The 21,291-nt window shown below is 68.4% G+C and carries 17 protein-coding genes and 1 pseudogene; 8 read left to right on the top strand and 10 right to left on the bottom strand.

The genetic code is table 11. The features are described 5' to 3' along the window. Nucleotides 1–230 precede the first annotated feature (230 nt). The 7 genes and pseudogenes from FB390_RS20650 to FB390_RS20620 form a co-directional block, all read right to left on the bottom strand. The gene (locus tag FB390_RS20650; RefSeq protein WP_141810412.1) at nucleotides 231–1,850 is read right to left on the bottom strand and encodes an ABC transporter permease; all 1,620 of its coding nucleotides are present in this window, start codon (nucleotides 1,848–1,850) and stop codon (nucleotides 231–233) included. Continuing rightward, complete coding sequence (locus tag FB390_RS20645) at nucleotides 1,847–2,761, bottom strand: ABC transporter ATP-binding protein (RefSeq protein WP_141810411.1); 915 nt, start codon at nucleotides 2,759–2,761, stop codon at nucleotides 1,847–1,849. The genes FB390_RS20650 and FB390_RS20645 overlap by 4 nt, the downstream gene beginning before the upstream one ends. Further along, complete coding sequence (locus tag FB390_RS20640; protein WP_141810410.1) at nucleotides 2,758–4,212, bottom strand: serine hydrolase domain-containing protein; 1,455 nt, start codon at nucleotides 4,210–4,212, stop codon at nucleotides 2,758–2,760. The genes FB390_RS20645 and FB390_RS20640 overlap by 4 nt, the downstream gene beginning before the upstream one ends. 222 nt (nucleotides 4,213–4,434) lie before the next feature. Further along, nucleotides 4,435–6,252, bottom strand: a complete 1,818-nt coding sequence (locus FB390_RS20635) for a sensor histidine kinase (protein WP_141810409.1) — start codon at nucleotides 6,250–6,252, stop codon at nucleotides 4,435–4,437. A gap of 220 nt (nucleotides 6,253–6,472) precedes the next feature. Then, nucleotides 6,473–7,696, bottom strand: coding sequence for a globin domain-containing protein (locus FB390_RS20630; RefSeq protein ID WP_141810408.1), 1,224 nt, complete (start codon nucleotides 7,694–7,696; stop codon nucleotides 6,473–6,475). A 1-nt stretch (nucleotide 7,697) separates the two neighbouring features. Then, nucleotides 7,698–7,963: pseudogene (locus FB390_RS34875) on the bottom strand (transcriptional regulator); the annotation flags it as partial. Between the two features lie 3 nt (nucleotides 7,964–7,966). After that, nucleotides 7,967–8,929 carry a PEP/pyruvate-binding domain-containing protein gene (locus FB390_RS20620; protein WP_141810407.1) on the bottom strand — a complete coding sequence of 321 codons (963 nt, stop codon included), beginning with the start codon at nucleotides 8,927–8,929 and terminating at the stop codon, nucleotides 7,967–7,969. A 402-nt stretch (nucleotides 8,930–9,331) separates the two neighbouring features. Here FB390_RS20620 and FB390_RS20615 point away from each other — a divergent pair, with 402 nt between their 5' ends. Further along, nucleotides 9,332–10,402, top strand: a complete 1,071-nt coding sequence (locus tag FB390_RS20615; protein WP_246124128.1) for a nitroreductase/quinone reductase family protein — start codon at nucleotides 9,332–9,334, stop codon at nucleotides 10,400–10,402. A 113-nt stretch (nucleotides 10,403–10,515) separates the two neighbouring features. Beyond that, nucleotides 10,516–10,974, top strand: coding sequence for a hypothetical protein (locus FB390_RS20610; RefSeq protein WP_141810406.1), 459 nt, complete (start codon nucleotides 10,516–10,518; stop codon nucleotides 10,972–10,974). Between the two features lie 26 nt (nucleotides 10,975–11,000). On the opposite strand, the gene FB390_RS20605 is transcribed toward FB390_RS20610, so the two are convergent. Then, nucleotides 11,001–12,074 (bottom strand): Acg family FMN-binding oxidoreductase, encoded by a 1,074-nt coding sequence (locus FB390_RS20605; protein ID WP_246124127.1) that lies wholly within the window; start codon nucleotides 12,072–12,074, stop codon nucleotides 11,001–11,003. 235 nt (nucleotides 12,075–12,309) lie between these two features. Beyond that, nucleotides 12,310–13,206 (bottom strand): universal stress protein, encoded by an 897-nt coding sequence (locus tag FB390_RS20600; RefSeq protein WP_185757104.1) that lies wholly within the window; start codon nucleotides 13,204–13,206, stop codon nucleotides 12,310–12,312. 383 nt (nucleotides 13,207–13,589) lie between these two features. Between FB390_RS20600 and FB390_RS20595 the strand changes: the two genes are divergently transcribed. From FB390_RS20595 to FB390_RS20580, 4 genes are all read left to right on the top strand, one after another. After that, nucleotides 13,590–14,018: a pyridoxamine 5'-phosphate oxidase family protein gene (locus FB390_RS20595; protein ID WP_246124325.1), complete on the top strand. Its 429-nt coding sequence runs from the start codon at nucleotides 13,590–13,592 to the stop codon at nucleotides 14,016–14,018. Between the two features lie 403 nt (nucleotides 14,019–14,421). Then, entirely contained in the window at nucleotides 14,422–15,342 is a 921-nt protein-coding gene (locus FB390_RS20590) for a universal stress protein (protein ID WP_141810403.1), read from the top strand. Nucleotides 15,343–15,386: 44 nt separating this feature from the next. Next, nucleotides 15,387–16,259, top strand: coding sequence for a universal stress protein (locus FB390_RS20585; RefSeq protein WP_141810402.1), 873 nt, complete (start codon nucleotides 15,387–15,389; stop codon nucleotides 16,257–16,259). 104 nt (nucleotides 16,260–16,363) lie between these two features. Beyond that, nucleotides 16,364–16,732 carry a hypothetical protein gene (locus FB390_RS20580; protein ID WP_342780422.1) on the top strand — a complete coding sequence of 123 codons (369 nt, stop codon included), beginning with the start codon at nucleotides 16,364–16,366 and terminating at the stop codon, nucleotides 16,730–16,732. An 82-nt stretch (nucleotides 16,733–16,814) separates the two neighbouring features. On the opposite strand, the gene FB390_RS20575 is transcribed toward FB390_RS20580, so the two are convergent. Then, complete coding sequence (locus tag FB390_RS20575) at nucleotides 16,815–18,668, bottom strand: SulP family inorganic anion transporter (protein WP_246124126.1); 1,854 nt, start codon at nucleotides 18,666–18,668, stop codon at nucleotides 16,815–16,817. Between the two features lie 326 nt (nucleotides 18,669–18,994). On the opposite strand from FB390_RS20575, the gene FB390_RS20570 reads away from it, so the two are divergent. Further along, nucleotides 18,995–19,528, top strand: coding sequence for a flavodoxin domain-containing protein (locus FB390_RS20570; protein ID WP_246124125.1), 534 nt, complete (start codon nucleotides 18,995–18,997; stop codon nucleotides 19,526–19,528). An 825-nt stretch (nucleotides 19,529–20,353) separates the two neighbouring features. Beyond that, on the top strand, nucleotides 20,354–21,160 hold the full coding sequence (locus FB390_RS20565) for an alpha/beta fold hydrolase (protein WP_141810401.1): 807 nt from the start codon (nucleotides 20,354–20,356) through the stop codon (nucleotides 21,158–21,160). The last annotated feature ends 131 nt before the right edge of the window (nucleotides 21,161–21,291 follow it).

The following is a 21,291-nucleotide window of genomic DNA, read 5'->3' as shown; positions in this document are numbered from 1 at the left end:
CTCAGCGTACGAAGGAACTCACCGGGCCGGGACGGAGTTGGGCCTCAGCCTGGTGACCGAAGACCCTTGACCACGCGTCGACGTCGTCCTCCCATACCCGGGGCGCCGCCCACCAGGATGCTGTGGTGCGACCACCGCCGGGGCCGCGCTGCTGAACCGACTCTCCCGGCGCCTGGATTGATAGCGGCGGCTGCGGCGATCAAGGACCTGAAAGTTCTGTCACGTCGCGGTCAGAACCCGGTGTCGCGGCGACGGAACCCGGCGAACCCAACTCCAAGCCCGGCCGCGGCGATCGCGGTGACGAGAAGTAACGGTGCGGCAGTGACCGATTCGAGCGGCGCCTTCGGAGTGTGTGTGAAGGGCGAAGCCTCGTCGAACCAGTCGGGTAGGTCGAAGGCGGCCGTGAACAAGAGGGCCACCGCGCAGTAGGCGAAGACCGTCCACGCCAGCGGGACAGCCGCTTTCGGGAACCAGCCGCAGCAGACTGTCGCGATCGCGACGATCGACCAGACGGCGGGCAGGTAGACGAGCGCCACCCCGGTCATACGGAGCGGCTGGACGGCGTCGGCGATCGTCAGACCATAGGACAGCCCGACGCCGAAGCCGCCACAGGCCAGCACGAACCCACCGCCGACCACCGCGACGGCGAGGTGGCTGGTCAGCCAGTGCGCTCGGCTCACCGGTGCGGCCAGGATCGGCTCCGCGCGACCCGCGGTCTCCTCCCCACGGGCCCGCAACACACTGGTGATACCGAACGCGGCGGAGAGCAGCGCGATGATCGAAACAGTCAGTGACAGATAGGAATCCACCGCTCGAGTGGCGCCGCCGGGAAGGTAGGCGGCGATTTCCGGATTGTCTGTGAGGAAGTCCTCGATACTGTCGGCGAACGAGCCGTAGGCCGCACCCAAGGCGAAAACACCTACCGTCCACCCCGCCAGCGACCCGCGTTGCAGCCGCCACGCCAAACCGAGCGGTGACCGCAGCGCCCACGACGCGTTAGGGCGCCCCGTGGCGTACCCGAACAGGCCCGCGCCGAAATCACGCCGATCGAGCAGCAGGAACGCGACAGCGGTCAGCGTCGCGGTCGCGGCGGCGAACAGCAGCACCGTCCACCACCGGTCGCCCGCGTACGGGTAACTGCGCTGACCCCATCCGATCGGGGAAGTCCAGGAGGCCACACCGTTGCCGACATCGCCCACGGCACGTGCCACATACGCGGCCGCCAGAGCGAGCCCGACCGCACCGTAAACACTGCGCGGGTTTTCGAAGACCTGCGCGGCGACGGCGGTGACAGCGGCGAAGGTGATACCGACTCCCGCGGTGACGACCCCGAGCAGCAGCGACCCAGCAACCGGGAGGCCGGTACCCACCGCGGCCGCGAAGACCGCCAGTGCCACGGCGATATCGGCCAGGCCGGCCAACGCGAGCGAGGCAATGGTAGGAGCCCAGCGCCCCACCCGCGCCGAACGCAGCAGTTCCGCTCGCCCGGTTTCCTCATCCGAGCGAGTGTGCCGTCCGACGAGGAACATGTTCATCAACGCGACCACGATCGCCAGGTAGGCGAAGATCTCGAACACGATTTCGCCGCCGATCGTGTCCAGCAGCCGGGTCGGTCCGCCCATGGCGACGGTGGCCGCGCTCGCGCCGATCGTCTCGCGCAGCTGGGCGAGCTTCTGCGGCGTGTCGTAGAAGCGCTGACTGCCCAGGGACTGGAAAGCGACCAACGCGCCCACGCCGAGCAGCCAGCACGGCAGCGACAATCGTTCTCGCCACAGCGCGAACCGCAACAACGTCCCCACACCGGAAGTGTTGTCCCGCATCGGCGTCCGTGACGTCACGACGGCGTTCACGACCTCTCCCCTGCTACTCGCGCCGGGGTGGGCGCGTAGTGACGCAAGAAGATGTCCTCGACCGTGGGTGGTGTGCTGGTGAGGCTGCGTACGCCGAGGTCGGCCAGTATCCGCATAACGGTATCGAGGTGCGCGGCGTCGACCGCGAACTTGGTCCGTGTCCCGTTGCGGACGAGATCGTGCACGCCTGGGGCCGACTCCAGATCCGTTGCAGCCCTAATGGTTTCGACGGTGATGACAGTACGGGTCAAATGCCGCAGCTCGGAGAGCGTCCCGGATTCCACCGTTCGTCCGTGGCGGATGATGCTCACCCGGTCACACAACGCCTCCACCTCGGCGAGGATGTGGCTCGACAGCAGCACGGTCCTGCCCTCCTGCTTGATTTCGGCGATGCAGCGCTGGAACTCCGCCTCCTTCAGCGGATCCAAGCCGACAGTCGGTTCATCGAGCAGCAGCAATTCCGCGTCCGAAGCCAGCGCCGCGACGAGCGCGACCTTCTGCCGGTTGCCTTTGGAATAGGCACGCGCCTTCTGCCGGGGATCGAGGTCGAACCTGTCCAGCAGTTCGTCACGACGCCGCGGGTCGATGCCGCCGCGCAGGCGCCCCATCAGATCGATGACCTCGCCACCGGTGATGCCCGGCCACAAGATGACCTCGCCGGGCACATAAGCCAGGCGAGCGTGTAGCGCGACCGCGTCGGTCCACGGATCGCCACCGAGCATGCGCACCGTTCCGGAGTCCGCGCGCAGCAGCCCCAGCAGGATCCGGATCGTGGTCGTCTTGCCCGAACCGTTGGGCCCCAGAAACCCGTGGATCTCCCCCGTCCGCACGGTCAGGTCCAAGCCGTCGAGGGCTTTGGCCGCACCGAACGATTTCGTCAAGGCTGTGATCGAGATAGCGGCCTCGGTCATCGTGACACCTTCTTCGGGCGCATCGGCGACAGAGACGCGGTCTTGCGCAGAGTCAGCGGCATCAGGTCGAAGTGCATCGCCATCCTCCCGGTACGGGCCTCGCGTCCGAACACAATCCTGCCCGTTCCGAGACCCCACCGGGCCAAGTCGATCCGGAAGGCGAAAGGGTCGTCGGCATCGTCGGGATACAACCGCAGCCCACGCAGCAGCGCGGGAATCGGAGTCAGCACCCGCAGCACCGGCAGCCCACCGGTGATCCGCACGTCGACGCCCAATCCGACCATCGACCTCGCGCGAACATCGGTCGGTGATCCCGAGAGTGTGTAATAGCCGCAGATCTGTGACCAGACCTCCGGGTGGTGTGCGACATCGTGGCGGATCGCCGGTTCGGCGGCGCCGAGCAGTCCGTGCAGCAGCGAAGAGGTCTCGGCGGGCAGCCAGAGCATCGCCTGGTGTCCGCCGGTGACGAAGGCCATCAGTCCCACTCCGTCGTCGGGCGCCAACCAGATCTGAGAGTCGAATCCGGGCAGAATGCCCTGATGCTCCACCACGCGGTGACCACCGGCGGACCCGCGGAAGAACCCCAAGCCCATACCCGGCACCCGGGAATCGGGCTGGTACTGCGGAGCGAACATCAGTGCGAGGGTGTCGGGTCGCAGGACCGCCCCGTACTCGTTGCGTCCACCGCCGAGCAGAGCGGTCACATACCGGCCCATGTCACGCGGGGTGGAGTAGATCGACGCCGCGCCGGCGGTGATCATCTCGCGGTGGGTGACCGCCTCGGGGCCGTGTGCTCGCAGGGTGTATCCGGTGGCCCGGTCCAGCCCCGGCCCCGGTGGCGTGAGGGTGGTCGCGGACATACCCAGCGGCGAGAAGACATGCTCGCGCAGGTATTCGGCCAGGGCGACGCCGGAGACGTCGGCGACGATCTGGCCCAGGGTGGCGAACCCGTGGTTGGTGTAGGTCCACCGCGTGCCCGGTTCGGCACTGACTCGCAGCCCGCCCCGGTAATACACGCTCAACGGCGGAACCGGGGTACCCGGTGCGACGCTTTCGCCGAAATCGGGTCCGAGCACGCGCAGTGGATGGACCGTCTCCCCGACCCCGGAGGTGTGGGTCAGCAGATGGCGAATCGTCACCGGACCGAACCGCGGATCGGTGGACACCAGGCGATAGGCGCGCAGGTAGTCGTTGGCCGGACCGTCGAGATCGATCAGCCCCCGTTCCCACAGCTGCATCACCGCGATCGCGGTGAACGTCTTGGTTATCGAGGCGATCCGGAAGATCGTGTCCTCGATGATCGGTCGCTGCGTCTCGATGTCCGCCCGGCCGTGTCCGACGAACTCCATCCGCCCAGCGCGCACGACACCGACCGCGGCGCCGACCACCCCGTGGCGGTTCAGCACCGCGGCGATTCGGCCCGCCAACTGCGTGTCTTCGACTACGTCCACGGCTCCTCCGTTCGCCGCTCGCCCGCTCAGCGAGTACCGCTACCAGCGTGCGGTGCGGCAAACCGTGGCCGGAGGAGGACATCGGCTCGAAGTATGAGGCCCAACGTCACACGCGGGGCCCGCGGCGCGTCATGGCTGTTCGGAGCAGCTCGACCCGACTGCCGGGCGTCCCACCGATGCCGACCACGGTTCCGGCTCGGAGCTTCATCCGGCCTCGTCGGATCACCGATCAGTAGTGTCGTCCGGTGTCGCGGGTTGCGGTATACCGGCGTTGTTGCTCGATACGGCGGGCAGCGGTACCGACCACCGGATGACGGTACCGCCGCTGGGACCTCGTCCGGCGCTGAAGCTGCCGCCGGCGTCGTGAGTGCGCGCGGCCATGTTCGCCAACCCGCTGCGGCGGGAAATCTCGCCGGGCAAGCCGATGCCGTTGTCGGCGATTTCGAGAACGACATCGTCGCCGATGGCGAGTTTTACCGACACCGCGCTGGCCTGGGCGTGGCGCACCACGTTGCTCAATGCCTCCCGCAGCACCGCTTCCAGGTCGTCGAACATGGCGGGGCCGAGTACCGACACCGGTCCGGCCAGTCGGATGGAGGTGCGCAGGTCGGTGTCGGCGGTCATTTCCGCGACCACGGCGTGCAGGCGTTTGCGCAGGATCGGTGCTTCGGCGGCGGTGCTGGAGTGCAGATCGAAGATCGAGTGCCGGATGTCCTGGACGATGGTTTGCACGTCGTTGATGGTGTCGATGAGCCGGGCCTTGACCTCGGGGGCGCGGGCGCGCTGCGCGGTTCCCTGCAGCGACAATCCGACGGCGAACAACCGCTGGATGACATGGTCGTGCAGGTCGCGGGCGATGCGGTCCCGTTCGGAGACCACGTCGAGTTCCCGCATCCGGCGCTGGGTGTTGGCCAGCTCCAACGCCAGTGCTGCCTGGTTTGCGAAACCTGCCATCATCATCTGCCCCGCGGCATCCAACGGCGGCATCTCGGCCGAACGTCCGATGCCCAAGACGCCGATGACCGACTGTCCCGCGCGCAGCGGCAAAGTCAGTACCGGACCGAACCTTCCCGGCAAATCCAACTCCGGCGCACCGCTCGGTTCATCTGCGAAATCACGGGGCTCGTCGCGGAAGGCCGCACCGGTGTTGGAGCCGTGCACCGGAATACGTTGCCCGAGGAGTTCTCGAGCGTCGAGACCGGCCGCCGAGACCACGACCAGTTCGACGACGTCCTCCGACGGCATATCCGGATCCTCGGGCAAGGCGAGATAGGCGCAGGCCGATCCGGTCACCGTCAACGCGCGTGCGGTGATCAGTTCGAGAACGTCGTCCGGGTCCCCGCCGGCCAGCACAACCGCCGCCACATCCTGAGTGGCTTCCAGCCACTGCTGGCGGATGCGGGACTGTTCGTAGAGGCGGGCGTTGGCGATGGCGATGCCCGCCGCGGCGGCCAACGCTTGGACGACGACCTCGTCGTCTTCGGTGAATTCCTGGCCGCCGGCCTTCTCGGTGAGATACAGGTTGCCGAAGATCTCGTCGCGGACCTGGACCGGGACGCCGAGGAAGGTCTTCATCGGCGGGTGGTTGGCGGGGAAGCCCACCGAGGACGGATGGGCGGACATATCGGCCAGGCGAATCGGTTTGGGCTGTTCGAACAGCAACCCCAGCACCCCGTGCCCGCGCGGCAGATCACCGATCAGCACGCGGGTGCGGTCATCGATGCCTTCGTAGACGAACTCGGCCAGCTGGTGGGAGTTCTTGTCGGTCTCGCGGACACCGAGCGCGCCGTAGCGGGCATCGACCAGCTCGATGGCGGTGTGCACGATCGTCCGCAACGTGTTGTCCAGGTCCAACCCGGCGGTGACGACCAGCATCGCCTCGATGAGCCGGTCCATCTGGTCACGCACACCGACGATCTCGGCGATGCGGTCCTGAACCTCGCCCAGCAGCTCCCGCAACCGCGACTGGGCCAGCGTTCCGAGCACCGGAGACCTGTCGTCGGAGCCGACGTCGGACGATGGACCTTGCATACCCAGCATTCTGGCATCCCGGCGCCACGCCGGCGGCACGGTACCCACCCGAACAAGGTCACCGTCACCGAAGCATCGCGTCATAGGTCGTAGCCGATGCCCGCCCCGGCACGAGGCGCGCATACGCGGCCGGTCTGGTCGGCGACGACCGCGAGCAGTCGGCCGGTCTATGTGGCATGGGCCTCGCCGTCGGTGGGGACGGGAGGCCCTGTGCTCGCTCGGATATCGGCTAGGCCGGGGCGGCGGCCCAGCTGTCGGGACCGAAGACCTCGTAGTGGATGTTCTGCGCCGCTACGCCCTTGCCCAGGAGCGCTTCGCGCATGCCGAGCATGAAAGGCAGTGGCCCGCAAAGGTATACGTGGGTGCCTTCGGCGATGGTGATCTCTGCGAGGTCGGCGCGGCCTTCCCGCAGCCCGTTCTCGGGGCGGCGGGCGCCGAGGTCCTCGTACCAGCGGTGCATGACCGCCAGTGGCAGCCGGTCGACGAGCTCGGCAAGCTCGGCGCGGTGGGCGTGGCTGGCGGGCGCTCGATCGGCATGGATCACCGAGATCGAGCGCGGGTCGGCGGTGTCGGCGAGGTGGCTGAGCATGCCCATCATCGGGGTGCATCCGATACCGGCGGAGATCAGCAGCAGCGGCGCGTCGTCGTCTTGCAGGACCAGATCACCGAACGGGGTGGTGACATCGAGGACGTCGCCTTCGAACACGTTGCGATACAAGAAGTTCGACACTTCTCCGGCCGGGGCGATCGCACCGTCGGGCAGCGGGTGGGCATCGACCCGCTTGACGGTGATGCGCCAATCCCCACTCGAAGGCGCCGAGGACAAACTGTATTGCCGGATCTGGCGCGCACCGTCTTCCAGATGCACACCCACCGAAAGGTACTGCCCCGGCGAGAACGACGGCAGCGGCGCGCCGTCGAGCGAGGTGAGCACGAAGGAGACCGCGTCAGCGGATTCCTGGCGCCGCTCGCGCACGACCACCTTCCGCCAGACGTCGCCCGCCTCGACGCCCGCCGACCGGTAGAGCCCGGCTTCCATCGAAATCAGCGTCTCGGCCATCAGCCAGTACAGCTCGTCCCATGCCGCGGCGACCTCGGCGGTGACGGCGTCGCCGAGGACTTCGGCAATTGCTTCGAACAGGTGCTTGTGCACGATCTGGTACTGGGCAGGTTCGACGCCCAGCGAGGCGTGCTTGTTCGCGATTCGCGACAAGATGAGGTCGACGCGTTCCTGATCGGGTTCCAGTTGCAGCGCGGCGAAGGCCGCGATGGCGCCGGCGAGCGCCTTCTGCTGCCCGCCTTGGTTCTGGTTGCCGCGATTGAACAGGTCGCGTTCGAGTTCGGGATGAGCGGCGAACATCTTGCGGTAGAACAGCGTCGTGATGTCGTCGATGGCCGCACCTACCGCGGGTAGCGTGGCGCGGATGATCTCCGTCGCGGTCGCCGAGAGCATGTCATTCTCCATTCGTTGCAGAAATCGCTGAGCTCGTCTCGCCTACCCGAGGTAGAGCGAGAAGTACTGTGCGCGTGGGGTTCGGGTGAGGTCCTCGATGGCGTCCAGGGACTCGAAGAAGGCTTCCTGGGGCGCGGCTCGACGCCGAACGCGGCAGGCATCCCGCCCGCAGCGGAAAGGGAGGTGCCCCATCGCATTCGACGACCTCGCCTTCGCCTTCGAGGCGACGTCCAGCCAGCCGGTCGAGGCGCTCGGTCCGCTGGATGTCGGTTAGGGTGTCGCGCTGTTCGTCGAGGTGTGGTGTGGGTCGGGCAGCAGGGTGATCGGTCGGGCACGCAGCAGCCACAGTGTGTTCTCGTCGAAGGCCCATTCGACGTCCTGGGGTGTGCCGCCGAGCCGCGCGCTCGCCGACAGTGCGAGTTCGGCGACAGCGACGGCGGCCTGCGCGGTGAGCACCCCGTTGGGGCGTTGGAAACTGGTCTCGATGGGCGCGGCGGGCCAGGGTCGTACGTGGAGCAGGGTGGGGCCTTCGCTGTCGAAGGTGTAGGTGTCGGGGCGGGCATCGGCGCGCGTGAGAGCGGCGCTGGGCCCCGGCACGGCGTCGATGACTACGCGGTCGCGTCGGCCGGTGGCCGGATCGGCGGTGAACGCTACACCGGAGACGCGGGTGTCGACCATGGTCTGCACCAGCACCGCCATGCTGGGCGGCGGGCCCTGCGGAATGTCTTTGCCGAGCCGGCGCGCGAGCACCGCGCCGTTGAACTGGCAAGCCCAGCTCTCGACCACCGCGTCGAGCAAGGCGGCTGGGCCTTCGACACCGATGCGCGACGGCGTCAATGCCGCCACACTGGGTCGGGCAGCGTCGGCGGCGATCGGTGACGGCCGGACCGCGACCGGGCTGTCGGCACCGAGTTGCTCATAGGCGGCCAGGATCGCCGCACGGACCGGACCCTCGATGACGGCCTCGCGTACCAGGTTCTGCATTCGGGAACACAGCAGCTCGAACTGGGTGGTTTCGTCGTCGGTTCCCAGCGCCTCGAGGTAAAGCTGCCGCAATTCCGCACCGATCGGCCCGGCGGCGACCACCTGGTCGTAGACGGCGCCGGTGATGACGAACCCGGTCGGCACCGCCAGCCCCGAGGCTGCCAAGCCGGCCAAAGTCGCTGCCTTGGCACCCGCGCGGTCGGCGTCGCGTCCGCGCAGCGAGGCCAAGCCGATCACAACGTCGTCCATTACCGGATTCCTTTGCTGCCGAACAGGACTCACATTGGGCACCCGCTTCTGGCAGCGCTTGCCGCCATCGTCCGCCGGGTGGCGACGGTGGAGGCCGCTGCCCGGGGATGCCCGCCTGAAGCATGCGCCGGTTGAGCAGCGGACATCCAGGGCCGGGATGCCCCACCTCGAGGGACTTATTGCCCGAATGAGCACCTTCACCGGCGAGCAACTCTGTCGCCGACCTGCCGGGTGTCACCCCGCGGCGGCTGACGGTCGGTGTCGTCCCCGCTCGAGGCCCACACCGCGCCTCGCTCGAACTGCCGACGCTGCGGGGCGGTGTGCGATGTGTTCGGTGTCCGAAAGTCCTGGCTGATGGTTGCTTTGGATCCTGTCGCGCCCGACCCGGCACCGGCAGGATCGATGGCTATGGTCCATGTCACCGGATATCGAACCCCGAGCTGGGGCGCCTCGGCAATGCTCACGACGCTGCGCTCACCGCTCGCCGGTCGGCTGGCGCGCAGAATCACCGAGCTGCGCTATCTCGGGCGGCGCTCGGGGCGCCCGATCGCGCTTCCGGTGGCCTACGTCCGACACGGCGATCGGGTGCTGGTGCGAGTAGGCCGCGCAGCCACCAAGACGTGGTGGCGCAACTTCAGCGACCCCGCTCCGATGTCGGTGTGGATCGACCAACGCTGGATGACCGGCACCGGCCGGGTCCTCTTCCCCGGCCACACCGACTACGCCGCGACATGGGAGCTCTACCGCACCGGGTTTCCCCAGACCCCTGCCGAGGGGACCGATCCACTTGTCGTGATGACCCTGGACGAGGCTGTCGACGCTGCACCGGCGGCGTCGGCAGTAGGCCGACGGTTGTGGCGGCGCTGGTTCGCCCTGGTCACCGTCGGTGAACTGCTGGGATTCGCCGTGCCCGCCGTGGCCGGAGTCGCGGCCGCGCGAACCACGACACTGCTCGCGGCCGCTGCCCTACTCGTCGCGGGAGCGGCCGAAGGAGCGATACTGGGTTGGTTCCAGGGACATGTGCTCGCCTCGGTCATACCTGGATTGGCGCGGCGGGACTGGATTCTGGCGACCATGCTGGGCGCGGTGGTGGCTTGGTCGCTGGGAATGGTGCCGATGCTCACCAACGGCCTGGCCGGGTGGCCGCCCCTGCTGGTCGTGCCCGCGATCGCCGCCGGAGCAGCAGTGATGGTGTCGGCGATGGGCACGGCGCAATGGCTGGTATTGCGCCGCCACCTCACCGATGCCGGCGGCTGGATCGCGGCGACCGCCGTGGCCTGGCTTGCCGGACTGACGGTCCTGACCGCGGTGACCACACCGTTGTGGCAGCCCGGGCAACCCGCCGCCCTCACCGTCGCCATCGGAGTTCTCGGCGGGCTCGCCATGGCCGCGACCATGGCAGCGTTCACCGGCACCTTCCTGGTCTGGCTGCTGCGCGCCCAACCGCACCCGGCGTCGATCGACATGGGGTGATCGGATGAGTGAGCTCGGTCCGTTGGATTCGGACATGTCGCGTGTCGTGGCGGCTCGATACAGTGACAGCCTCGGACGGGCACCAGTGCGCGTCCCGATCGAAAGAGGATTTCGTGTCTCGCACTTTGGTTTTGGGCGCGTTGGTGACAGCCGCTGCTGCGGCTGCCGTGGTCTCGGCGCCGACGGCTGCGGCGTGGCCCGCGGAGGACGCGCGGCTGGCCGCCTGCGATTTCGCCCGGGAGGTCGGCGCCTATGATCACACCGCGCTGGACGGCTATTTCCAGCGTGTTCTGGAGCGCAGCACCGGCACGTTCGCGGCGGAATTCGCCGGGGCGGCACCAGAACTGCGTCAGGCCATGCAGCAGGCGCAGGTGCGTGCGTGGGTCGAATGGGCCGAGTGCGGCTCGGTCGGCGGTGACCTGCTGCGCCAGAAGGTTCTGATCACCATGAGCCAGGTACGGGCCAATGCGAACAGCCCCGAGCCCCAGCCCCAGCACATCACCATGACCGCCACCATCGACAACGTCCTCGGCCGCTGGCTGGTCAGCGAACTCGACTCGCCACAGCTGTAGTAGTCCGCTTCGAGCCGGTTCCACTGCTACTTCAGCCCAGAGCAATCGCTCCCAGCGCTGTTGTCGGCGTTGCCGGACGATCTTTCAGCCGCCCGCGGGGCGTCGCGGATGGTGAGGATCTCCTCCACCGGTCGCCGCGGCGTCGACGCGGGTGGGGTGGTTTCGGCGGGAGCTGCGCCCACTCGAATGACGACCTGCGGGATGGCCGCGCTGGCGAGCACCGACTGTATCGATTCCCGCGCCGAGGGCAGTTCGGTGATGTGGGTCAGCGCGCAGCTCGCCAACCCGGCCGAGGCGCACTCCAGCAGCAGCGCGGACAGGGCCTCGCCGACGTGCAGCCAGTCGGCGGGGGTGTGCCCGGACGAACTGAGCACCAGCAAAGCGGCTTGGTCGTCGATGTCACCGCGGCGCTCGGAATGCGGTGCGGACGGGAACTTGCGGGCGATCGGCACGTGCGAGGCTTCGGCATCGGAGGCCAGCGCGTCGACGGGCACCCCTTCTGTGGTCTCGGAATGCCCGGCCCACCAATGCAATTCGGTCTGATAATCCATGTCGTAGCGGCGGTTGGCCTTGGCGTGCTCGGAAGCGGCCGCCAACAGCGGGCGGGCGCTGTCGTCGAGGACGTCGAGCTCGACCTCGTGCGGGCTGAGCAGCATCCGCGCGGTGTGCACCAGCTCGTCGAAGCCAGGTGGCGGGGACAGCGGCAGCCGGTCGGTGCGGCGGCGCTCGATGGCCGCGGCGCGGGTCAGGACCCCCGGCGGCGGGTCGGGCCACGGCCGGAAGGTGATCGTGGCCAAAAGGTCGGGGCGCGTGGGCACGGGCACGCGCTGGGTGTCGGTGTGCCAGCCGCGCGCGGCCAGTGCGGTGCGCAGATGGTGCAAGACGGCGCCGCAGCTGATGACGAGCTGGCGTCCCTGCGGGTCGGCGGCGGTCAACAGCCGATCGTCGTCGCGGAACAGGTGCAGCCGGGCGCCGTCGAACTCCCAGCGCCACGGCTGGGTGTTGTGCACCGAGGGAGCGCGGACGGCCAGCCGCAGCGCCGCCAGCAGGGTGGGCATATCCGGCACGGAGGAGGCGGGAGTCGCAGTGCTGTCGGTCATGACTCCAGTCTCGCCGCGCATGCCCACCGGCACGACGGGCATAGTGCCGCTCTCGGAAGGACGATCGTCACATGCTGATCCATCGACACCTCGCCTGACGTGCAACTCGTCCGGCCCCGGCTCATCGATGGGCTCGTGCGCCATGCCCAGGGATGGCTGTCCAGCGCGCCCGGCGCGCGCGCATCCAGTTCGGTGCTCCCAATGACAGGCTCCGTTCATCAAGTCCGACCGGGGTTCATCCGAAGGCGGGAAGTGCTGTGGGCCGGTCGTTGCGGAGGTGGCCGGCGCCGTCGGCGGCTGGGCTGTCCTCGGGCAGCACAAGCACCGGGCATTGCGTGTGGTGCAGCGCCAGGTGCAGCATCGGGTTCAGGTGTGTCCGGAGTTTCCGATCCCCATCACGGCCGATCACCAGCAGTTGGGCGGTGACGCTGAGGCGTTCGAGCGCCGCGTGGCGATCACCGGCGACCGCCACACACTGTACGGACACAGCCGGGAACTGCCGTTGCAAGCCAGCGACGACCGCATCGAGATCGCCCTCAGCCACAGCGCGGCGACGCATGTCGGCCACCACGAGGGAGCTGTGGCGGGTCGCGGCCGCACGGAATGCGGCGGCCACCGCCCGCGAACCCGTGTGCTCGACCGCGACGAGCACCGGACCGACCGCGGACGCGGCATTGCGCAACGGTCGTATCAGGGCGATCGGGCACCGCGACGCGCCCGCGAGCATCGCCGCCACCGAGCCACACAGCAATCCGGCCAGCGGTCCGGGGCGGCGGTCTCCGAGCACCAGCAGTGTCGCGGCCTCTGACAGCTCGGTCAACCGGGCGGCCGGGTCTCCGGCCAGCACCAGGGGCTCGATCGCGGGCGCCGGGCGCTCGCAGGTGCGCACCCACCGCTCTGTCACCGCTTGGCGAGCGGCCAGCACCAGATCCAGGCCCGCCAAGCTGATCTCGTCGTGTGTGGCCACGTGGACCAACTGCAGCGGCACCCGCCGCGCGTCGGCTTCGACGGCGGCCCAGTACGCCGCGCGCACCGCCACCTCCGATCCGTCGATGCCGACAATGACTGGCGCCTGCACCGCTCGGGTGCCGACGACGCTTTCGGCGGACGCACCGTGAGTCTCAGATCCCATGGTCGAAGGATGAGTGAATCCGTTCCGACCGGACAGGGCCTCGATACTCCAACCAAAAGGACCTTCGGCACACCATGATCCGGCTTCGGCGCAGCGAACCTGCCGCGACAACCTCGCGCCGCCCTGGCGCAGGAGTACTTGGTCCCGTCCGCTGGCGACCTTCGGCCCTGACGGGAAATTCTGCGAACCTGGTGAAGTGGATCGATCAGCATCGAGGTAAGCACACGCGAACGGATAGGGCAGCACGTGGGACCATGCGGACCGACCGCCATGGTGGGATTCGCCATCTGTCAACGGCATTCCCGCCCAGCCGGTCACCCCAGCATCGGACGAGGCGCGCGACGGTGAGCGGCTCCCCCATCGTCGGCCGAACCGACTCCAGACTGGTCGAATTGACGCGCGAACAGGCCCTCGAACTGCTCGCGCGAGCACCGTTCGGGCGCGTGGTCTACACCCGCGACGCACTGCCGGCCATCCGTCCGGTCAACCATCTACTCGACGACGGCCTTCTCATCGTCCGCACCCGGCTCGCCTCGCAATTCTCCACCGCCGTGCAGAGCCGATCCGGGGTCGTGGTGGCCTACGAGGCCGACGACATCGACATCCACCGCCGAACCGGCTGGTCGGTGGTAATCACCGGCATCGCCCGCCCCGTCACCGATCCCACCCGGATCACCCGCTACGAGCAGCTGCTCCAACCGTGGATCGGTTCACCGATGGACGGAGTGATCGAGATCGAACCCACGCTCGTCTCCGGCATCCGACTCATCGACAATCCCATCCCAGACAGCTCAGGTACCCCCGGCACCTGATCGCGCAGGCTGGTGCGGCAGCGCACGACTTCGGAATCCGAGTGCGCGAGAAACATTGTGCGGCTGTTGAAACGGTGCGTCAGTGATCACGCGGTGAGCAGGGTGGCTGTTTGTTCAGCCGAGCGCGCGAGCTAGCTGGCGGCGACCGCTGCAGAGGTCGGCAGTCTCCCCGAGTGCATTGTGCGCGTTGATCTCTCGCAACTACTGCACCGCCCTCCAGAGCTCCGCACCCTGCGGCCGCTTCCACGCTGGGGTCGGTAGTTCCGGTGACTGCGTGGGACATTGAGCCTTTCGGTCGAGGTCTCTTGGCCCTGGGTTCACTGACCCGCCGCGATCGATACTGGGGTTCAGCACGGCGGCCAGAGCACGCCGAGGCCCCGACTTCTGACCGAAAGGCACCAGCATGACCGCCCAACACCGTCCAGACCTACACGACTCGGCCTCGGCAGCGGTGGTGGTCGGGACAGATGGCTCACCCGCCGGCTCGCACGCCGTGGCGTGGGCCGCCCAGACCGCGGCCGATCGGCGACGACGCTTGATCATCATCCACGGCTACGACCTCGCCGCCACCCGCGCGGTGCTGGGTTCTGCCGACGTCTTCGTGCCGTCTGTCGTCGAGACGCTGCGCGACCACGGACAACAGGCTTTGGACAGCGCGGAGCGGATCGCCCGCGAGAATCACCCGGTCCTCGAGGTCGTCACAGAGCTGTCCGACCGCAACCCCGCCGAACTGCTCATCGAGTTGTCCTCGACAGCGCATCTGGTCGTGCTGGGCGCCACTCCCGGGGTCGGTTCCTTCGCCCATCTCGGCTCGACCCTGCTGGCGGTGGCCAGTCAGGGCAAGGGTCGCATCGTGGTGGCGCGCCACGACGGCATCAAGCGGCAGGTCCGGCGCAGCGGCCCGGTGGTGGTCGGCGTGGACGGCAGCCCGATCGGCGAACCCGCGATCGAGGCCGCGTTCGACGAAGCCTGCGAACGCGGCGCCGAACTGGTGGTCGTGCACGCTTGGAGCGATCTGTCGGAGGGGCAGTTCGCCGGAACCAGCTATCTGCGCATCCCGATCGCCGAACTGGAAACCGCTGAACACGCCCTGCTTTCGGAACGGCTGGCGGGCTGGCAGGAGAAATATCCGACTGTCGCGGTCAGTCGCCGGGTCTACCTGTCCGGGGCCCGCAAACAGCTGATCGAGTGGTCGAAGAGCGCGCAACTGGTCGTCGTCGGCAGCCGCGGACGTGGCGGTTTTCGTGGCATGCTGCTCGGCTCGACCAGCAATCACCTCGTCCAGCACGCCCATTGCCCGGTGATGGTCGTCCATCCCGACTGAGCACCGCCACGCCCAATCCGCAAGGGACAGAAAGACACACGCACATGTCCGCCATCACCACCCCGCCTGTCGTCGTGGGAGTCGACGGTTCCGCCCAGTCGCTCACCGCCGTGCGGTGGGCAGCGCAGTACGCCGCCCGCCACCGCGCTCCATTGCAGCTGATCCACGCCCTCGGCGTGCCGACCGATTTCGGGCCTGGCATGGCGGGCCCGATCTTCGATGTCGAGTCCTGGCGCCGCGCCGGACGCGATCTCCTGGCCGCCGTGGCCGACACCGCACGCACCGCGGCCGCACCGATCGCGACGATCGAGGTCTTCTCGGTCGTGACCGACGGCGCGCCGGTGCCCGTGCTGCGCGAACGCGCCGCCGAGGCGCGCCTGGTCGTGGTCGGTAGCCATGGCCACGGCGCGTTCGGCCGCCTGCTACTCGGCTCGGTGAGCACCGCGCTGGTCCGCCACGCCCACGGACCAGTCGCGGTCATCCCCGACACCGAGACCGACAACTGGCAGGGGCCGGTCGTCGTCGGAGTCGACGGCTCACCCTGCAGCGCCCAAGCCGTCGCGATGGCCTTCGAAGAAGCCGGCGAACGCGGTACGGCAGTGACCGCCGTGCACACCTGGTCGGAGTTCGGCCGCTACGAATCCCGCAAGGAGATGCAGATCGAAGCCGAAGCGCTGCTGGCCGAAAGCCTCGCCGGATACAGCGAGAAGTACCCCGAGGTTCCGGTCACCCGAATCGTCACCGAGGACCGCCCCGCCCGCCGGATCATGCAGGCCGCCGACGGTGCGCAACTGATCGTGCTCGGCAGCCACGGCCGCGGCGGATTCCCCGGGATGACCCTCGGCTCGGTCCCGCACGCCGTCGCCCACCGCACCGAAGTCCCCCTCATCGTCGTACGGCCCCGCACCACCCACTGACCTCTCCGTCCATCACCGCTATCGCTGGGTGACCCGTTCAAACACATGCCGGGCAGCCTGCTCGCCGGTGATGCGATCGACAGGGAACTCGAGGAGCCCCCCGGATGATGGAACCGACAACACCAACCCTGATCCTCGATTCCCGTGCGGCAGTAGCCGATTCGATCGGTGAGGACAGCTACGACCAACTCGGGCCATGGCTGGGGAAGCTGGCCGCCCTCGCCCCCGACGACCCGCACCGACACCGTCTGCGAGAAGAGATCCTGCAGCGTGGGATGCCGCTTGCCGAGCACATCGCGCGCCGTTTCGCCGGTCGCGGTGAGCCCCTCGATGACCTCGTCCAGGTCGCGTGTGTGGGCAAGCAGATCGCCGAGCGCCTCGGTGTCTCCCCTACGCAGGCCGCGCGCGTCCTCACACACATCCTGGCCAGACTGCGGGAACACGCATTAGCCGAGCCGTTGCCCGCCAGCTGAGACCATCCACACCACGCCCGATGGCCGCGGGCCACGGTGCCCCGCTGGTGTATTCGGCGTTGGCGACAGAGATCGCCTGCGGCTACTGCTGTGGTGCGATATCGCCATGCGAGGCGCTCTCCCTCGTCTCGGTACCCGACGTGCCCGCCGCGTCGGCCTCGCCGCGGTCGTTCGCCACAGATGCCCCCTGCGCCCGCACTGCGTCGCCGGACAACGGTGCCTGGGTCGACGTCGGTGTCGGTGGCACCGTGGCCTGGTAGGCAGCGATCGCGGTCGGCAAGGTCGGATACAGGTGCTCCACACCGATACGGTCGGTCAGCCCGGCAGCGTCGAGATCGTCACGCAGGTCTTGTTTGACCCGCGCCATCGCGAAAGTGATACCGCGGCCGGTCAACTCGGTGCGGAGTTGTTCGAGGGCGTCCAGTGCGGTGAGGTCGACCTCGACGTTGGCTTCGGCGTTGAGCACGAACCAGCACACCGCAACGCCATCGTGGGCGGCTTGCTGGTCGACCGCAGCCAGGGCGCGGCGGCGGAAGTCTTCGGCGTTGGCGAAGCACAACGGTGCGTCGTAGCGGTAGATCACCAGTCCTGCAACGGGTTCGGCGTCCGGGTAGTCGTCGATGTCGTGCATGCCCGCGACACCGGGAACGAACCCGAGGATCGCGTCGTGAGCGCGCGCGACCCGACGCAGCAAATCGAAGATCGACAACCCGACCGCGATCAGCACCCCGTAGAGCACACCGAAAACGAGCACCGCGATCAGTGTGGCCAACGCCAGCAACAGCTCACTGCGCCGAAAGCGGCCGATACGCACGAACTCCGGCCAATCGATCAACCGCAGCGCGGCATAGATTACGAGCGCCCCTAGCGCTGCGGTGGGGAATGCCGCCAGCACTGTCGTGGCGCCGAACAACACCGTCAGCACCACGACCAGTGCGGTCAGCGAGTAGAGCTGGGTGCGTGCGTGCATGGCGTCGGCGATGGTGGTGCGGCTGCCGCTGCAGCTGACCGGGAAGCCGTGCAGGACCCCGGCGGCCAGGTTGGTCGCGCCGAGGGCCGCAAGCTCGGTGTTGGCTTCGACATGGCGGCTGTGGCGGGCCGCGAAAGCGCGTGCGGTCAAGGCGTTGTCGGAGAACCCGACCACCGCGATACCGATCGCCGGCACCACGAGCTGCCCCACATCGGCCCACGCCACCCCCGCCAATCCTGGGACCGGGATACCTGCCGGTACCGCGCCGACGGTGGCGATGCCGTGGCGATCCAGCGACAGCGCCGCGACCACCGCGGTCGCGGCCAGCACAGCCAGCAGCGGCGCGGGTAGCCGCGGCATCCGCCATGCCGCCAGCCCCAATCCGACGAGGACACCCCCGGCCAGCGCGGCGGTCGGCCACTGCCACTGCCCGAGGTCGCTCGCGAAGGAACGCAACTGCTCGGGAATCGTGCTCCCCTCCACCGGCACACCGCTGACTCTGCCCAGCTGACCGACGATCATGATGCCCGCGGTCCCGGCCAGGTAGCCGACGAGAACGGGTTTGGACAGCAGATCCGCCAGCACACCCAGCCGGATCAACGCACCGACCAGGCACACGCACCCGACCAGCACCGCCAAGATCGCGGCCAGCGCCGCGTACCGGCTCGGATCTCCGTCAGCCAGCGGAGCCAGCGCGACCGCGGTCATCAGCGCGGTCGTCGATTCCGGCCCGACCGACAACTGGCGAGAGGTACCGACCACCACATACACCGCCAACGGACCCAACACCGCCCACAGCCCGGCGACCGGCGGCAACCCCGCCACCGTCGCATACGCCATCACCTGCGGCACCAGATACGCCGCCACGGTCACCCCGGCCAGCACATCGCTGCGCAACCAGCCACGCCGATAACCGTCGAATTGGCGCAGCCCTGGAAGCACACGTTCGAGCATCACCTTCAGCATTGTGCGTCCTACAGCGATTCGCCGCGTCCCGGTCCGACTTCTCCAGGTAAGGAGCGCGATCCGCCCCTCCACACGAGGGCAGCGGTAGGGAGTTCGGTTGCGACGGCGAGTCCCGCGATGAGGATCGCGGCTCCGACGACGAGCAGCGCGACCCGAAGGTCGAACGCGCCGGTCAGTGCGCCCGCGATCGCGGGACCGGCCATGAGCCGGCGCCGTAGGCGAGGTTTCGACTGGGGTCGTTGGGCCCACCCGAGTCGGGTATCACGGCCCTGCCCGGCGCGCACCAGCTCGAGCCAAGCTCGACGCATGGAACGACCACTCCCCGCGTGGCGGTGCTGTACGCGACCGAGCAGGGCTCGACCCGCGACATCGCCGAGTTCATCGCCGACGACCTGGCCGGTCGCGGCACCCGCGTCGAACTCAGCGACATCGCCCATGCCCCCGAACTGAGCCGCTTCGACGCCGTCGTACTCGGCAGCGCCATCCACGACATGGACCTGTTGCCCGAGGCGGTGACCTACATCGGCAACCACCGCGAGGCGTTGGCGGCCACGGACGTGTGGTTGTTCAGCGTGGGCGTTCGCCCAGCGCTGCGTGGACCCATCGGGCGCCGCCTCGCCCGCACCGTGCCGAAAAAGATCGCAGGCCTGCGTGATTCGATCTCACCGCGCGACTACATCGGCTTCGCCGGGAAATACGAACGCGCCGGCGTTTCCTGGAAGGCGCGGACCCTGTTTCGTCTGACCGGCGGCACCCGCTACGGCGACCTGCGGGATTGGCGCGCGATCCGCGCCTGGTCGGACACCATCGCCCACGGCCTAGGTCTGAGGGCAGCCACAGCCACCACAATCCATCCGTAGCCACTCGACCGATCGCAGTCTGCCCTCCCGAGGACCAGTGGTGACCCGAGTTCAGCCGCACTGACCATGACCCCGTCGGTATGAAGCCGAGGCGATCAGGGCCGTCGAATTCGTCCTGTGGCCCCGCGCGACGATGTCTCCAGCGAGACCGATGGGTGGGGCTACGGCTGGAACTTCCATACACATTCAGCCGCCCGAGCCACCACCCGGCGCTTCTGCACCACGCCCGAGACCGTGGCGGGCGTTGCCGGGTCACCCCACCGCGATGTGGTCGCACCACAACCGCGGAAGTCACACCTGGCCAAACTGGGGCCGACTGCACCTGGTTGCCTGCCGGGTTGCGACCTTGAACGGTGATGGTAACCAGATGGTTGCGAAACTCCTCGAACATCGCCGCCGCGCCATCGCGACGGCGAAGCGAACATCACGACCACCTCGTCGGTGTTTCGGTTTTCTCCGCACGTATCCAGGAGATATGTAAGATCAGCGCCGGAAAAGGCATCCGAGGAGGCGCCTGTGGCGGCACTGATCCCGGTCGTGGCCATGCACAGACTTCGGATGCGCATCAGTAGCTGGGACAGCCGGATCGAGCTGTTCGACGATACGGGCTGTCGGATGGCTCGCGTCGGGGCAGCCCGGCGACGGGCACACCGTCGAGTACACCGCCGAAACCCCGAGCTTCCAACGATCTCCGAGTCGGGCGAATCACTGATCACTACGCAGATGTCATCGCGGACCCTTACCGAACGCGAGCCGCCGCTGATGACCGCAGCCGGGCCGGATTCGGCCTGATCCCGTCCCGCGCACACAGCGAAGGAGCACGCCATGAGCTTTGTTCGATTCGCCCGAGCCGCACTCGCCACGATCGCCCTTGTCGCCGCCCTGGGCTCGGCGCTGATCACTCCGGCCGCCGCCGCACCATTGCCGACGGTCGTGTTGGTGCACGGCGCCTTCGCCGACACCACCAGTTGGGACGCGGTCGCCGCCGAGCTGCGCGGCCGTGGCTACACAGTCGTCGTCCCCGACAACCCGCTGCGCGGACCCGGCTACGACGCGGCAGCCGTCGAGAAGACCCTCGCCGGGATCTCCGGGCCCGTGGTGCTCGTCGGCCACTCGTACGGCGGCGCGGTCATCACCAACACCCACAACCCGAACGTCAAGGCCCTCGTCTATGTCGCCGCCTTCGCGCCGGCGCAGGGCGAGCCCGTCCAGCTGGGACTGGACCCGATCCGATTCCCCGGCAGTCAGCTGCTTCCACCCGTCTTGCAGGTGAAGGTCGTCGACGACGCGCAAGCAATCGGCGGCAGGAACCTCGACGGCTACATCGCCGCCGACGCGTTCCACCGGGTGTTCGCGCCGGATGTCAGCGAGGCGACGGCCGCCACCATGCTGGCCCACCAGCGCTCGATCGCGCTGTGGGCCAACCTCGAGCCGTCCGGTCCGACCTCCTGGTCGAACACCCCGAGCTGGTCCCTGATCCCGACCGGCGACAACATCATCCCGCCCGCCTCGCAGCGCTTCATGTCGGGCCGCATCGGGGCGCACACCGTCGAGATAGCCGCCTCACACGCCGTGCTCGTATCCCAACCCGGCGTCGTCGCCGACCTCATCGACACCGCGGCGAGCAACTGACCCGCGGCGGTCGTACCCACGGACGGTGACGAATCGTCAGGGTCTGACCGCATGGCAGTCCTCTCCGCCCCATCGGAAGTCTGGCGCTGGTACTCGTTGTGGCCGTAGCGATTCCGTCGCTCGCGACCTTG

The sequence above is a fragment of the Nocardia bhagyanarayanae genome (assembly GCF_006716565.1).
GTDB classification, from domain to species: domain Bacteria; phylum Actinomycetota; class Actinomycetes; order Mycobacteriales; family Mycobacteriaceae; genus Nocardia; species Nocardia bhagyanarayanae.
This window is presented reverse-complemented; position numbering and strand designations above follow the sequence as displayed.